The sequence below is a fragment of the Glycomyces tritici genome (assembly GCF_030403505.1).
In genome coordinates this window covers 234,879-248,212 of the sequence record NZ_JAUEMJ010000004.1, presented here as the reverse complement: position 1 = coordinate 248,212, position 13,334 = coordinate 234,879, and the positions used below count along the sequence as shown (strand labels likewise).

The 13,334-nt window shown below is 69.3% G+C and carries 12 protein-coding genes and 1 pseudogene; 12 read left to right on the top strand and 1 reads right to left on the bottom strand.

Annotated features, from left to right (window positions below; translation table 11 throughout):
- Positions 1 to 452: 452 nt before the first annotated feature.
- Entirely contained in the window at positions 453 to 1,070 is a 618-nt protein-coding gene (wrbA, locus tag QWI33_RS15175; protein WP_289957987.1) for an NAD(P)H:quinone oxidoreductase, read from the bottom strand.
- A 446-nt stretch (positions 1,071 to 1,516) separates the two neighbouring features.
- Here wrbA and QWI33_RS15170 point away from each other — a divergent pair, with 446 nt between their 5' ends.
- The 12 genes and pseudogenes from QWI33_RS15170 (at position 1,517) to nuoK (ending at position 13,325) form a co-directional block, all read left to right on the top strand.
- The gene (locus tag QWI33_RS15170) at positions 1,517 to 2,836 is read left to right on the top strand and encodes a geranylgeranyl reductase family protein (RefSeq protein ID WP_289957986.1); all 1,320 of its coding nucleotides are present in this window, start codon (positions 1,517 to 1,519) and stop codon (positions 2,834 to 2,836) included.
- A gap of 5 nt (positions 2,837 to 2,841) precedes the next feature.
- Positions 2,842 to 3,201 carry an NADH-quinone oxidoreductase subunit A gene (locus tag QWI33_RS15165; protein ID WP_270117280.1) on the top strand — a complete coding sequence of 120 codons (360 nt, stop codon included), beginning with the start codon at positions 2,842 to 2,844 and terminating at the stop codon, positions 3,199 to 3,201.
- Positions 3,202 to 3,210: 9 nt separating this feature from the next.
- Positions 3,211 to 3,846: a NuoB/complex I 20 kDa subunit family protein gene (locus QWI33_RS15160; RefSeq protein ID WP_353895475.1), complete on the top strand. Its 636-nt coding sequence runs from the start codon at positions 3,211 to 3,213 to the stop codon at positions 3,844 to 3,846.
- Positions 3,843 to 4,541 carry an NADH-quinone oxidoreductase subunit C gene (locus tag QWI33_RS15155; RefSeq protein WP_289957985.1) on the top strand — a complete coding sequence of 233 codons (699 nt, stop codon included), beginning with the start codon at positions 3,843 to 3,845 and terminating at the stop codon, positions 4,539 to 4,541. The genes QWI33_RS15160 and QWI33_RS15155 overlap by 4 nt, the downstream gene beginning before the upstream one ends.
- Positions 4,538 to 5,872, top strand: coding sequence for an NADH-quinone oxidoreductase subunit D (locus QWI33_RS15150; protein ID WP_289957984.1), 1,335 nt, complete (start codon positions 4,538 to 4,540; stop codon positions 5,870 to 5,872). Before QWI33_RS15155 ends, QWI33_RS15150 begins: the two co-directional genes overlap by 4 nt.
- A pseudogene (gene nuoE, locus QWI33_RS15145) lies at positions 5,869 to 6,546 on the top strand (NADH-quinone oxidoreductase subunit NuoE); the annotation flags it as partial. The gene QWI33_RS15150 and the pseudogene nuoE, both read left to right, overlap by 4 nt.
- Before the next feature lie 98 nt (positions 6,547 to 6,644).
- Positions 6,645 to 7,895 carry an NADH-quinone oxidoreductase subunit NuoF gene (gene nuoF, locus QWI33_RS15140; protein WP_435367587.1) on the top strand — a complete coding sequence of 417 codons (1,251 nt, stop codon included), beginning with the start codon at positions 6,645 to 6,647 and terminating at the stop codon, positions 7,893 to 7,895.
- A 1-nt stretch (position 7,896) separates the two neighbouring features.
- A complete protein-coding gene (locus tag QWI33_RS15135) occupies positions 7,897 to 10,377 on the top strand; it encodes an NADH-quinone oxidoreductase subunit G (RefSeq protein ID WP_289957981.1) in 2,481 nt (826 codons plus the stop codon).
- Entirely contained in the window at positions 10,377 to 11,687 is a 1,311-nt protein-coding gene (gene nuoH / locus QWI33_RS15130; RefSeq protein WP_289957980.1) for an NADH-quinone oxidoreductase subunit NuoH, read from the top strand. Before QWI33_RS15135 ends, nuoH begins: the two co-directional genes overlap by 1 nt.
- A complete protein-coding gene (nuoI, locus tag QWI33_RS15125; protein ID WP_289957979.1) occupies positions 11,687 to 12,253 on the top strand; it encodes an NADH-quinone oxidoreductase subunit NuoI in 567 nt (188 codons plus the stop codon). The genes nuoH and nuoI overlap by 1 nt, the downstream gene beginning before the upstream one ends.
- Positions 12,250 to 13,029 carry an NADH-quinone oxidoreductase subunit J gene (locus QWI33_RS15120; protein WP_289957978.1) on the top strand — a complete coding sequence of 260 codons (780 nt, stop codon included), beginning with the start codon at positions 12,250 to 12,252 and terminating at the stop codon, positions 13,027 to 13,029. Before nuoI ends, QWI33_RS15120 begins: the two co-directional genes overlap by 4 nt.
- Positions 13,026 to 13,325 carry an NADH-quinone oxidoreductase subunit NuoK gene (nuoK, locus tag QWI33_RS15115; RefSeq protein ID WP_208496840.1) on the top strand — a complete coding sequence of 100 codons (300 nt, stop codon included), beginning with the start codon at positions 13,026 to 13,028 and terminating at the stop codon, positions 13,323 to 13,325. The genes QWI33_RS15120 and nuoK overlap by 4 nt, the downstream gene beginning before the upstream one ends.
- Positions 13,326 to 13,334: the final 9 nt, after the last annotated feature.

Here is a 13,334-nt window from a genome sequence, read left to right as displayed (position 1 = left end):
GGGCGCGAGCGCCGCCCCGGCCTCACCGCACCGCAAGCCAAGACCCCGTTCGCGAGTCCCCGCCCCGGCCCCACCGCGCCGCAAGCCAAGACGCCCCCGTCCATGAGTCCCCGCCCACCCCGGAACGAACCTGCAACCCCGCCACCCGACCCCACCCCGCCACCCGACCCCACCCCGCCACCCACCCTTTCGTCGCTGCCCGGTTTGACCGCAAGCCAAGACGCCCCGTCCGCGAGTCCCCGCCCACCCCCGAACGAACCTGCAACCCCGCCACCGAACCGCACCCCGACCCCACCGCTTCGTCGCCGCCCGCTTGAAGCCCGCCCAGAATCCAACCGGCACGGCGAAGCGCCCGTCAGATCCTCCTGATGCCTAGGAGATTCCGAACGGGCGCTTCAGCGTTGCGAGTGTGCGCGTGTGCGCGTGTGCGCGTGTGCGTGGGTGTGTGTGTCTTAGGAGGCGAGGGCGGCGCGACCGGCCTTGAGGGCCGCGGCGGTCTCGACGACGCGCTCGGCCTGCGCAGCGGCGGCGGCGAGGGTGGTGTCGTCGATGTCCGCACCGTTGAAGTGCGAGACGCCGTAAGGCGAGGCGTTGGCGAAGAGGACCTCGTTCGAGTAGCCCGGGGCCACGACGATGCCGCCGAAGTGGTGGAACGAGTTGTACAGCGCGAGCAGCGTGGACTCGTTGCCGCCGTGCTTGCCGGAGGCCGCGGCGAAGCCGGAGTAGACCTTGCCGGCCAGCTTGCCCTGGAACCAGAGGCCGCCGAGGGTGTCGATGAACTGCTTCAGCTGCGACGCCACGTTGCCGAAGCGGGTGGGGGAGCCGAGGAAGACCGCGTCGGCCCAGTCGACGTCGTCCGGGGTGACCTCGGCGATGTCGGCGATGTTCTTGACGTTCTCGGCCCAGGCCGGGTTCGAGTCGATCGCGGCCTGCGGGGCCAGCTCGGCCACGCGGCGCAGGCGCACTTCGGCGCCGGCCTTCTCAGCGGCAGCGGCGATGGCGCGGGCCAGACCGGTGACGTTGCCGGTGGCGGAGTAGAAGGCCACGGTGACCTTGACAGGCTCGGACATATTCCTACCTCTTCCAGGAGAACGAACTAAGTAGTTCAGATTTGAATTACCCATCGACCATACGGCCCCTTCGGGGAAGTTTCAAATTTGAACGATGTGTCGCTGGCCACGTTGTCCCGGTCGTCGGATCCCCTTGCAGGGACGGCGCATTCGCGCGCCGCATCTGTTACGAGAGTGTTTCAAGGTGTTTCGAGTGGCTAGGGTGGCCGACTGTCGGCTTTATCACTGTCCGCGCAGGCGTCACGCCAGACGCTCGCCTCGCTCGCGCAACTCTGGTTCAGGCACGCCTGTATGCATCGTGACCTCGAATAATGACAACTTAGGCGGACCTAAGTGACAGGGCGTAGATAGCGGAGTTCTAGACTTGCGGCAAACGCTTGTGAAGATCTTCACAAGCTGCATGGTCGTTACAAGGATCACCGCCCCGTTCGCCTGAGAGGACGCCCGTGACCACTCACGCAACCCCCGAGGCCGACGTCATCGTCGTCGGCGCGGGACCTGGTGGTTCGGCCGCGGCCTACCACCTGGCCTCCCGGGGGCTCGACGTTCTGCTGCTGGAGAAGACCCGCTTCCCCCGCGAAAAGGTCTGCGGCGACGGCCTCACCCCCCGCGCCGTCGCGCAGCTGCTCAAGATGGGCGTCGACACCTCCGAGTCCGCAGGCTGGGTCCGCAATCGCGGCCTCCGCGTCGTCGCCGACGACATCGCCATCGAGCTCGACTGGCCCGCCCTCGAGCACTTCCCGGACTACGGCCTCACCCGCACCCGCCTCGACTTCGACCAGATCCTCGCCGACCGCGCCGTCGCCGCCGGGGCCGAGCTCCGGTGCGGCGTCAAGGTCACCGCGCCGGTCTTCGACCTCGCCGGGCGCGTCTGCGGGGTCACCGCGGTCAAGGACGGCGAGCAGGTCGCCTACCGCGCGCCGCTCGTCATCGCCGCCGACGGCGTCTCCGGCCGCCTCGCGCTCGCCTTGGGCCTCAAGCGGAACGAGAAGCGCCCCATGGGCGTCGCGGTCCGCCAGTACTACAAGTCCCCGGCCAAGCACGACGACGACTACCTCGAGTCCTGGCTCGCGCTGCGCACCGCCGCCGAACCGGACGTGCTGCAGCCCGGCTACGGCTGGATCTTCGGCCTCGGCGACGGCCGCGTCAACGTCGGCCTCGGGGTGCTGAACTCCTCCGAGGGCTACGGCAAGACCGACTACCGTGCGCTGCTTCGCGACTGGCTCGCCAACACCCCCGAGGAGTGGGGCCTGGCCGACGAGGCGAACGCGGACGGTCCCGTGCGCGGGGCCGCGCTTCCCATGGGGTTCAACCGGACCCCGCACTACAGCCGCGGCCTCATGCTCGTCGGCGACTCCGGCGGCATGGTCAACCCCTTCAACGGGGAGGGCATCGCCTACGCCGTCGAGGCCGGCGAAGTCGCCGCCTCAGTTGCGGCCCAGGCGTTCCAGGCCCGCTCGGTGCCGCGCCGCGAAGCGATCCTGCGGACCTACGCCGACAGGATGGACGACCTCTGGGGCTCGTACTACCGGATGGGCGGCATCTTCTCGACCCTCATCGGCAAGCCCGCCGTCATGAAGCTGTGCACCGAGCACGGCCTGAAGCGTCCCGCGCTCATGCGCGTCGTGTTGAAACTGCTGGCGAACCTCACCGACCGACCCGGGCGCGACACCGCCGACCGGATCGTCAACGGGATGCGCATCGTCACGCCCGGATTGGGCAGAACGCAAGTCCGGCTCGCAAGCTTCGCCGGAAGAAGGGTCTAATGGGGATGGAAGTCTACGTTCCGGTCGTCATCATGTTCGCGATCGGCGCCGGGTTCGGCATCGTCTCGGTGGTCGCCTCGCGCATCACCGGCCCGCACCGCAAGAACCGCGCCAAGTACGACCCTTACGAATGCGGCATCGAGCCGGCCCCCACGACCTCGGGGCCCACGAAGTTCCCGGTGAAGTTCTACCTCACCGCGATGCTGTTCATCGTCTTCGACATCGAGATCATCTTCCTCGTGCCGTGGGCGGTCCACCACGACGTCCTCGGGATCTTCGGGTTCTGGGCCGTCTTCATGTTCATCGCCGCACTGTTCGTCGCCTACGCCTATGAATGGCGCCGCGGCGGGCTGGACTGGGACTGAGGAACCGATATGGGTGTAGAAGAGAAACTCCCGCAGGGCATCATCCTCACTTCCGTTGAGGCCCTGGTGAACTGGACCCGCAAGGCCTCGATGTGGCCTGCCACGTTCGGTCTCGCCTGCTGCGCCATCGAGATGATGGCCACCGGCGCCGCCCGCTACGACACCGGCCGCTTCGGCATGGAGGTCTTCCGCGCCTCCCCGCGCCAGGCCGACCTGATGATCGTGGCCGGGCGCGTGAGCCAGAAGATGGCCCCCGTCCTGCGCCAGATCTACGACCAGATGCCCGAACCGAAGTGGGTCCTGTCGATGGGCGTGTGCGCCACCTCCGGCGGCATGTTCAACAACTACGCGATCGTGCAGGGCGTCGACCACGTCGTCCCGGTCGACATGTACCTCCCCGGCTGCCCGCCGCGCCCGGAGATGCTGCTCGACGCGATCCTCAAACTCCACGAGAAGGTCCAGCACGAGCCCCTCGGCGAGAAGCGCCGGCAGGCCCTCGCCGACCTCCCCGAGCCGGTCGTCAAGCCCGGCGCGATGCCCTCCTCCTACCGCTTCAACAAGCAGCGCAAGAAGGAGTGGACCGAGGCCGTGGAGGCCGGGACGGAAGAGCAGCTGCGCATCCGGAAGGCGGTGGCGAAGCGATGACCTCCGATCCCACGGGAACGGGCAGCGCGGCCCCGGACGACGTCCAGCCAGTCGGCATCCAGAAGCCGAAGGGCCTGTTCGGCGTCGCCGACACCGGCGACACCTCCGGCTTCGGCGGCCTCGTGCAGGCCACGCCGAGCGCGGGGGAGATCGTCTCCACGCCCGAACCGCTCGGCGGCTACTTCGACGAGATCGTCGGGGCCCTGCGCGAGGCGCACGGCGACGAGATCACCCGCGCGGTGATCGTCGACCGCGGCGAGCTCACGATCCACATCGCCCCCGACCGCGTCGCCGAGGTCTGCAAGACCATGCGCGACGACGAGAGCCTGCGCTTCGAGTTCTGCAACTCGGTGTCCGGCGTGGACTACCCGGACCAGCGCAACCGGCTCCACATCGCCTACCACCTGACCTCGATGACCTACCGGCGCCGCGTGCGCCTCGAAACCGCTGTGGGCCTCGACCACCCGAGAGTCGCCTCGGTGACCGCGGTGTACCCGACCGCCGACTGGCAGGAGCGGGAGGCGTACGACATGTTCGGCGTCGTCTTCGAGGGCCACCCGCACCTCACCCGCATCCTCATGCCCGACGACTGGGAGGGCTTCCCGCAGCGGAAGGACTACCCGCTCGGCGGCATCGCAGTCGAATACAAGGGCGCGCACATCCCGCCGCCCGACGAGAGGAGGGCCTACAAGTGACCGCCACAGAGAATGCCGCCGACGCGTATGCGGCCGAACGGGACACCACCGAAGGCCGCGTCTACACCGTCACCGGCGGGGACTGGGACGAGCTCGTCGCCTCGGTCGACCCGGTCAGCGAAGAGCGCCTCATCGTCAACCTCGGCCCGCAGCACCCGTCCACGCACGGCGTGCTCCGCCTGGTCTGCGAGCTCGAAGGCGAGACCGTCCGCTCGGTCCGCCCCATCGTCGGCTACCTCCACACCGGCATCGAGAAGAACCTCGAGTACCGCAACTGGACCCAGGGCACGACCTTCGTGACCCGCGCCGACTACCTCGCGCCGATCTTCAACGAGACCGCGTACTGCCTCGCGGTGGAGAAGCTGCTCGGCATCACCGTGCCGCGCCGCGCCGACGTGATCCGCGTGATCATGATGGAGCTCAACCGCATCAGCTCCCACCTCGTGGCCCTCGCGACCACCGGCATGGAGCTCGGCGCGCTCTCGATGATGATCTACGGCTTCCGCGACCGCGAGAAGATCCTCGACATCTTCGAGGCCGTCTGCGGCCTGCGCATGAACATGGCGTACGTGCGCCCCGGCGGCGTCGCCCAGGACCTCCCGCGCGACGGCGTCAAGATGATCCGCGACTTCGTGGACTACATGCCGCAGGGCCTCGACGACTACGAGGGCCTGCTCACCGGCAACGCCATCTGGCAGGAGCGCACCCAGGGCGTCGGCTACCTCGACGTCTCCGGCTGCCTCGCCCTCGGCGTCACCGGCCCCGTGCTCCGCTCCGCCGGCCTCCCGTGGGACCTGCGCAAGACCATGCCGTACTGCGGCTACGAGGAGTACGACTTCGAGGTGCCGACGCACAACGGCGCCGACGCCTGGGCCCGCTACGTGGTCCGCCTCGACGAGATCCGCGAGAGCCTCAAGATCATCAGCCAGGGCCTCGACAAGCTCGAGCCCGGCCCGGTCATGGTCGAGGACAAGAAGATCGCCTGGCCCGCCCAGCTCGCGCTCGGCGCGGACGGCTCGGGCAACAGCCTCAACCACATCCGGCACATCATGAGCCAGTCGATGGAGGCGCTGATCCACCACTTCAAGCTCGTCACCGAGGGCTTCCGGGTCCCGGCCGGGCAGGTGTACACCGCCATCGAGGCCCCACGCGGGGAGCTCGGCATCCACGCCGTCTCCGACGGCGGCACGAGGCCGTTCCGCGTCCACATGCGAGAGCCCTCCTTCATCAACCTGCAGTCGATCCCCGCGCTCGCCGAAGGCGGCCTGCTCGCGGACGTCATCGCGGGCGGGGCCTCGCTCGACCCGGTCATGGGAGGTTGCGACAGGTGAACTACCCGGAGAAGATCCGCGAGCAGGCCGAGGCCATCCTCGTCCGCTACCCCGAGGGCCGCGAGCGCTCGGCGCTCCTGCCGCTGCTGCACCTGGTGCAGTCGCACGACGGCTACGTCTCGGACGACGGCATCGCCTTCTGCGCCGAGATCCTGAACATCACCAAGGCCCAGGTGCAGGCGGTCTCGACCTTCTACACCATGTACAAGCGCGAACCGGCCGGCGACTGGCTGGTCTCGGTGTGCACCAACACCCTCTGCCAGTCCAAGGGCGGCCAGAAGGTCTTCGACGCGCTCAGCGACGAACTCGACGTCGGCCACGACGAGACCACCGCGGACGGCAAGATCACGCTCGAGCACGCCGAGTGCCTCGCCGCGTGCGACTACGCGCCCGTCGTCACCGTCAACTACGAGTTCTACGACGACATGGACACGGAGCGGTCCCTCGAGCTCGTGCGCGAGCTCAAGGAGGGCCGCCGCCCGATCCCCAGCCGCGGTGCTCCACTGTGCACGCTGCGGGAGATCTCGGTGCAGCTGGCCGGGTTCGACGAGGAGCGCACCGCCGGGCTCGAAGGCAACGCCCAGGGCGACGCCACGCTCGCCGGGGCCCGCCTCGCGGCCGAAGCGGGCATCACCGCGCCCGCGTTCGATCCCACTGCGCCGTTGCTGGCCAAAGAACCCGAGGAAGCGAAGTGAGCGTTACCGTGCCCGGTCCCCGGCGGCCCCGCGAGGACGCCCTCAACAAGCTCAAGCCCGTCGTCACCAAGCGCTGGATGTCTCCCGGCGCGTGGAAGCTCGACGTCTACGAGCAGCTCGACGGCTACAAGGCGCTTCGCAAGGCCCTCAAGTACTCCGAGGGCGACCTCATCAGTTTCATGAAGGACTCCGGCCACCGGGGACGCGGCGGCGCCGGGTTCCCCGTCGGCATGAAGTGGCAGTTCGTGCCCGACGACGGCCAGGAGCACTACCTGGTCGTCAACGCCGACGAAGGCGAGCCGGGCACCTGCAAGGACCTGCCGCTCATGATGAACGACCCGCACTCGCTCATCGAGGGCGTCATCATCGCCTCGTACGCGATCAAGGCGAGCCGCGCGTTCGTGTACGTGCGCGGCGAGGCCATCCACGCGGCCCGCCGCCTGCGCAACGCCGTGCGCGAGGCCAAGGAGGCCGGGTACCTCGGCAAGGACATCCTCGGCACCGGCTTCGACCTCGAGGTCGTCATCCACTCCGGCGCAGGCGCGTACATCTGCGGCGAGGAGACCGCCCTCCTGGACTCCCTGGAGGGCAAGCGCGGCCAGCCGCGGCTGCGCCCGCCGTTCCCCGCCACGCACGGGCTCTACAACAAGCCCACCTGCATCAACAACGTCGGCTCCATCGCCGCCGTCCCGCACATCGTGCTCGGCGGCGCGCAGTGGTGGAAGGACCTCGGCTCCGAGAACGCCGCGGGCACGATGATCTACTCGCTGTCGGGCCGCGTCAAGCGCCCCGGCCAGTACGAGTGCTCGCTGGGCACCACGCTCCGCGAGCTCATCGAACTCGCCGGCGGCATGGAAGAGGGCCACGAGCTGCGCTACTTCACCCCCGGCGGCTCCTCGACCCCGATGCTCTCGGCCGACTCGATCGACGTCCCGCTCGACTTCGACAACGTCGCCAAGGCCGGCTCGATCCTCGGCACCACCGCGGTCATGATCTTCTCCGACCAGGACTGCCCGGTGGTCGCCTGCTGGCGCTGGATCAAGTTCTACGCCCACGAGTCCTGCGGCAAGTGCACGCCCTGCCGCGAGGGCAACTACTGGATGGTGCGCGTCTACGAGCGCATCCTCTCCGGCCGCGGGCAGCTGAGCGACCTCAAGCTCCTCGAGAGCGCCTGCAAGAACCTCCTCGGCCGGTCCTTCTGCGGCCTCGGCGACGGCGCGACCTCGTGCGTCACCTCCTCGCTGAAGTTCTTCCGGCAGGACTACCTCGACTACATCGAGGGACACAAGCCCGCCCTCTTCGACGCTGAAAAGATCGGAGCGCACTGACATGACCGATCAAGTCACGTTCACCATTGACGGCGTCGAAGTCACGGTCCCCAAGGGCACCTTGATCATCCGGGCCGCCGAGCAGCTCGGCATCGAGATCCCCCGCTTCTGCGACCACCCGCTGCTCGAGCCGGCCGGCGCCTGCCGCCAGTGCCTCGTGGACGTACCGGACATGGGCAACGGGCGCGGCATGCCCAAGCCCGCCGCCTCCTGCACGACCACCGCCATGGAGGGCATGGTCGTAAAGACCCAGCACACCAGCGAGGTCGCCAAGGAGGCCCAGGAGGGGATCATGGAGTTCCTCCTGATCAACCACCCCCTGGACTGCCCGGTCTGCGACAAGGGCGGCGAGTGCCCCCTCCAGAACCAGGCCATGAGCACCGGGCGCACCGAGACCCGCATGGAGCCGGGGGACAAGCGCCACTACAAGAAGGCGCTGCCGATCTCCTCGCAGGTGCTGCTCGACCGCGAGCGCTGCGTGCTCTGCGCCCGCTGCACCCGCTTCTCCGACCAGGTCGCGGGCGACCCGTTCATCGAGCTGATGGAGCGCTCCGCCCTGGAGCAGGTGGGCGTCTACGAGGACGAGCCGTTCGAGTCCTACTTCTCGGGCAACACCGTCCAGATCTGCCCGGTCGGCGCGCTCACCGGCACGCAGTACCGGTTCCGCTCCCGGCCGTTCGACCTCGTCTCGACGCCCAGCGTGTGCGAGCACTGCTCGGCCGGGTGCGCGCAGCGCTCGGACCACCGCCGCGGCAAGGTCCTGCGCCGCCTCGCGGGTGAGGACCCGGCGGTGAACGAGGAGTGGAACTGCGACAAGGGCCGCTGGGGCTCCTCCTACATCGAGGCCGCCGACCGCATTACGAAGCCGCTCGTCCGCGCCGAGGACGGGTCCCTCCGGGAGGCGTCCTGGCCCGAGGCCCTGCGCCGCGCGGCCGCCGGACTCGCCGTGGCGGCCGACCGGGTGGGCGTCCTCCCCGGCGGACGCCTCACCGTCGAGGACTCCTACGCGTACTCCAAGTTCGCGCGGGTCGCCCTCGGCACCAACGACATCGACTTCCGCTCCCGCCCGCACTCCACTGAGGAGTCCGAGTTCCTGGCGCACGCCGTGGCCGGGGTCTACCCCTCCAGCGGCGCGGTCACCTACGAGGACCTGGAGAAGGCCCCCGTGGTCCTCACCGTGGGCCTCGAGGTCGAAGAGGAATGCCCGATCGCCTTCCTGCGCCTGCGCAAAGCGGTCCGCAGCCGCGGCCAGCGCGTGCACGTGGTCGCGCCGTTCGCGACGCGCGGCACGGCGAAGCTGAACGCGAACCTCATCGAGGCCCTGCCCGGTGAGGAGGCCGAGATGCTCGACGGCTGGAGCCGCGGCGGCTTCGTGCGCGACGCGCTCGGCGAGGACGGCGCGGTCATCCTGCTCGGCGAGCGCCTGGCCACTGTGGAGGGCGCGTTCTCGGCGGCGGTCCGGCTGGCCAAGGCCACCGGCGCGCGCATCGCCTGGATTCCGCGGCGCGCGGGCGACCGCGGCGCGGTCGAGGCGGGCTGCCTGCCGGGTCTGCTGCCGGGCGGCGGGCTCGCCTCCTATGCGGCCGACCGCGACCAGCTGGCGGAGTACTGGGGCGTGGAGTCCCTGCCCGGCGGCGACGGCCGCGGGGCCTGGGACATGCTGCAGGCCGCCGCCGACGGCGAGATCGACGCGCTGCTCATCGGCGGCGTCGACCCGTACGACTTCGCGGACGGGCCCGCCGTCGAGGCGGCGCTGTACGCGGCCCGGTTCGTGGTCTCCCTGGAGATCCGGCACTCGGCCGTGACCCGTGTGGCGGACGTGATCCTGCCGGTCGCTCCGGTGACCGGCAAGCCCGGCGCGTACTTCGACTGGGAGGGGCGCCTGCGGACCTTCGACACGGTGATCCCCTCGGATCTCATGTCGGACCACGCGGTGCTCGACACGCTGGCGGAGGCCATGGGCTTCAAGCTGGGGCTCGCCGAGACCCGCACGGTGCGCGGTGAACTGGCCGGGCTGCCGGACCCGATCACGCGCCAGCCCGCGCCGGACTGGGCGTCGGACCGCCCCGCACATGCGCATGAGGACGGCAAGGCGGTCCTCGCGACGTGGCGGCAGCTGCTCGACGGCGGCTCGCTGCAGGAGAACAACCCGCACCTCGCCGGCTGCGCCCCCGACCCGGTGGTGCGGTTGAGCGCCGCCACGGCGAAGTCGATCGGCGCGAGCGAGGGCGGCGGGGTGACCGTGGCGACTCCGATCGGCGGGATCACTCTGCCGCTCAGGGTCACCGACATGCCCGAGGGTGTGGTCTGGCTGCCGCAGAACGCGCCGGGTCGCGGGATCTACCGCCACCTCGGCGCCGGTTCGGGCGATGTCGTCACGATCCGCGCCTACCCGAACGTCCCTCGCCCGGCCGCCGCTGAGCCCATCGCCGGCTCGCAGGCGTCGTCGGGCGACGGAGAAGCCGTGGAGGCGGTCAAGTGATGAACGATCCGATCTGGCTCATGCTCGTCAAGGGCGTGCTCGTCTTCGTGGTGCTCGTGCTGCTGGTGCTCTTCACCATCTGGTACGAGCGGCGCGTGGTGGCGATCATGCAGGTGCGGCCGGGGCCGAACCGCAACGGGCCCTTCGGCCTGCTGCAGTCGCTCGCGGACGGCCTGAAGCTGGCGTTCAAAGAGGACGTGATGCCGCGGACGGCCGACAGGGTCGTGTTCATCGCGGCCCCGGTCATCGCGGTGGCCTGCGCGTTCACGGCGTTCGCGGTGATCCCGTTCGGGCCCGAGGTGAACGTCTTCGGGATGGAGACCGAGCTGCAGCTCACCGACTTCGAGGTGAGCGTGCTCCTGATCCTGGCGTGCTCGGCGGTCGGGGTCTACGGCATCGTGCTCGCGGGCTGGTCCTCCGGTTCCACGTACTCGCTGCTGGGCGCGCTCCGCGCTGCGGCGCAGGTGATCTCGTACGAGATCGCGCTGGGCCTGGCGGTCCTCACGGTGTTCTTCCAGTCGCAGCTGATGTCCACGGGCGCCATCGTCGAGGCGCAGGCGCAGGGTCTGCCGCTGAACTTCGGCGGCACGGAGATCACGCTGCCGGGCTGGTACTTCATCATCCTCGCGCCGAGCTTCGTGATCTTCGTGATCTCGATGGTCGGCGAGACGAACCGCGCCCCGTTCGACCTTCCGGAAGCGGAGTCGGAGCTGGTGGCGGGCTTCGCGACCGAGTACTCGAGCTTGAAGTACGCGTCGTTCTTCCTGGCCGAGTACGTCAACATGGTCACGATGTCGGCCCTGTGTGTGACGCTCTTCCTGGGCGGCTGGGCCGCGCCGTTCCCGAACTCGTGGTGGCCGGGCGCGAACGAGGGGTTCATGCCGCTCGTCTGGTTCTTCGGGAAGGTCCTGGCGTTCCTGTTCTTCTACGTGTGGCTGCGGGGCACGCTGCCGCGTCTGCGCTACGACCAGTTCATGCGCTTGGGCTGGAAGGTCCTCGTGCCGGTCTCGCTGGTGTGGCTCATGGTCCTGGCGGCCATGAACATCGGCCTCGACACCGACAACGAGCTGCCGACCCGGATCGCCTTCGCGGGCGGTGCGGCGATCGTCGTGATGGCCCTGATCTTCTTCTGGCCCAACCGGAAGCAGTACGAGCCGCCGGCCGAGCCGGACACCGGCATGGGCGGCTTCCCCGTCCCGCCGATGGACCTCGCGGTCCCGCCGAATCCGCGGGCCCTGCAGGAACTCGAACCCGCAACCACCCATGCCGTCAACGGCTCCCGCCCGACTGATAAGGGAGAGGAGGAGTAATGTCCGGTTTCGCAAAAGGCTTCGGCGTCACCTTCTCGCACATGTTCAAGCCGAAGGTCACCGTCGACTACCCGGAGGAGCCTTCGAAGCTCCAGCCGCGGTACCACGGCCGGCACGTGCTCAACCGTCACCCGGACGGTCTCGAGAAGTGCATCGGCTGCGAGCTGTGCGCGTGGGCCTGCCCGGCCGACGCGATCTACGTCGAAGGCGCGGAGAACACCGAGGCCGAGCGGTTCTCGCCCGGTGAGCGGTACGCCAAGACCTACCAGATCAACTACGCGCGCTGCATCTTCTGCGGCCTGTGCATCGAGGCCTGCCCGACCCGTTCGCTCACCATGAGCAACGAGTACGAGCTGGCGCGCGACGACCGCCGCGACCTCATCTTCACCAAGGAGGAGCTGCTGGCCCCGCTCTTGGAGGGCATGGAGCAGCCGCCGCACCCGATGCGCTTGGGCGACAGCGAGAAGGCCTACTACGAGTCGGGCCCCCGCAACCCCGGTGCGAGCGAGGGCGCGGAGTTCTCGCTCACGGAGATGCTGGCGCAGAAGAACGGAGGCGCGCAGTGATCGACCTGGCGCAGACCGTCGCGCAGAACGCCTCGATGGGCGAATCGGTCTTCTTCTGGATCCTCGCGCCGATCGCGCTCGGCGGGGCCATGGGCCTCGTGCTGGCGCGCTCGGCGATCCACGCGGCGCTGATGCTCGCGATCACCATGATGTGCCTGGCGGTCTTCTACATCATGCAGGCCGCCCCGTTCCTCGGGTTCGTGCAGATCATGGTGTACACCGGCGCGATCATGATGCTGTTCCTGTTCGTGCTCATGCTGTTCGGGCGCGACTCGAAGGACTCCATGTTCGAGACGCTGCGCGGGCAGCGCCTCTTCGCGGTGCTCCTCGGCATCGGCCTGGCGGCGCTGCTGTCCTCCGGGCTGGCCCGAGCGGTCTCCGGCATGACCATCGCGGACGATCCGCGCTGGGCCACCGGGGCGCAGTCGAACGTCGAGGCCATCGCCGAGGCGCTGTTCTCGACCTACCTGTTCCCGTTCGAGGTCGTCTCGGGCGTGCTCACCGTGGCCGCCGTCGGCGCCCTGATGTTCGCGCACGTCGCCAAGAAGGGCGGCCACCGCGGGCAGAAGGAGCACAGCCGCGAGCGGTTCGCGCCCGGCGTCTACCCGGGCCCGAAGCCCGGCCCGGGCGTGTTCGCGACCTCGGACTCGACGGCGACGCCCGCGCTGCGGCCGGACGGCTCGATCGAGCCGGCGTCGCTGTCGGCGTACGTCCCGCCGCGCCAGCTCACGGCCGCCGAAGCCGCGCCGAAGCACACGGAAGGACGGGACGCATGAGCCCCGAGTACTACCTGATCCTGGCCGCCGCGCTGTTCACGATCGGCGCGGTCGGCGTCCTGGTGCGGCGCAACTCGATCGTCGTGTTCATGTGCGTGGAGCTGATGCTCAACGCCGGGAACCTGACCCTGGTCACCTTCGCCCGCACCAGCGGCAACATCGACGGGCAGGTGATGGCGTTCTTCGTGATGGCTGTGGCCGCCGCCGAGGTCGTCGTCGGCCTGGCGATCATCATGGCGATCTACCGGTCCCGGCGCTCCGCCTCCGTCGACGACGCCAACCTGCTGAAGGCCTAGAGAGGACAC

What these genes read in the sequence shown, in the direction of transcription:
- QWI33_RS15135 (WP_289957981.1), top strand. Translation starts at nt 7,897, where the DNA reads ATGACCGATCAAGTCACGTTCACCATTGACGGCGTCGAAGTCACGGTC.
- wrbA (WP_289957987.1), bottom strand. Translation starts at nt 1,070, where the DNA reads ATGTCCGAGCCTGTCAAGGTCACCGTGGCCTTCTACTCCGCCACCGGC.
- nuoI (WP_289957979.1), top strand. Translation starts at nt 11,687, where the DNA reads ATGTCCGGTTTCGCAAAAGGCTTCGGCGTCACCTTCTCGCACATGTTC.
- nuoK (WP_208496840.1), top strand. Translation starts at nt 13,026, where the DNA reads ATGAGCCCCGAGTACTACCTGATCCTGGCCGCCGCGCTGTTCACGATC.
- QWI33_RS15155 (WP_289957985.1), top strand. Translation starts at nt 3,843, where the DNA reads ATGACCTCCGATCCCACGGGAACGGGCAGCGCGGCCCCGGACGACGTC.
- nuoF (WP_435367587.1), top strand. Translation starts at nt 6,645, where the DNA reads ATGTCTCCCGGCGCGTGGAAGCTCGACGTCTACGAGCAGCTCGACGGC.
- nuoH (WP_289957980.1), top strand. Translation starts at nt 10,377, where the DNA reads ATGAACGATCCGATCTGGCTCATGCTCGTCAAGGGCGTGCTCGTCTTC.
- QWI33_RS15165 (WP_270117280.1), top strand. Translation starts at nt 2,842, where the DNA reads ATGGAAGTCTACGTTCCGGTCGTCATCATGTTCGCGATCGGCGCCGGG.
- QWI33_RS15160 (WP_353895475.1), top strand. Translation starts at nt 3,211, where the DNA reads ATGGGTGTAGAAGAGAAACTCCCGCAGGGCATCATCCTCACTTCCGTT.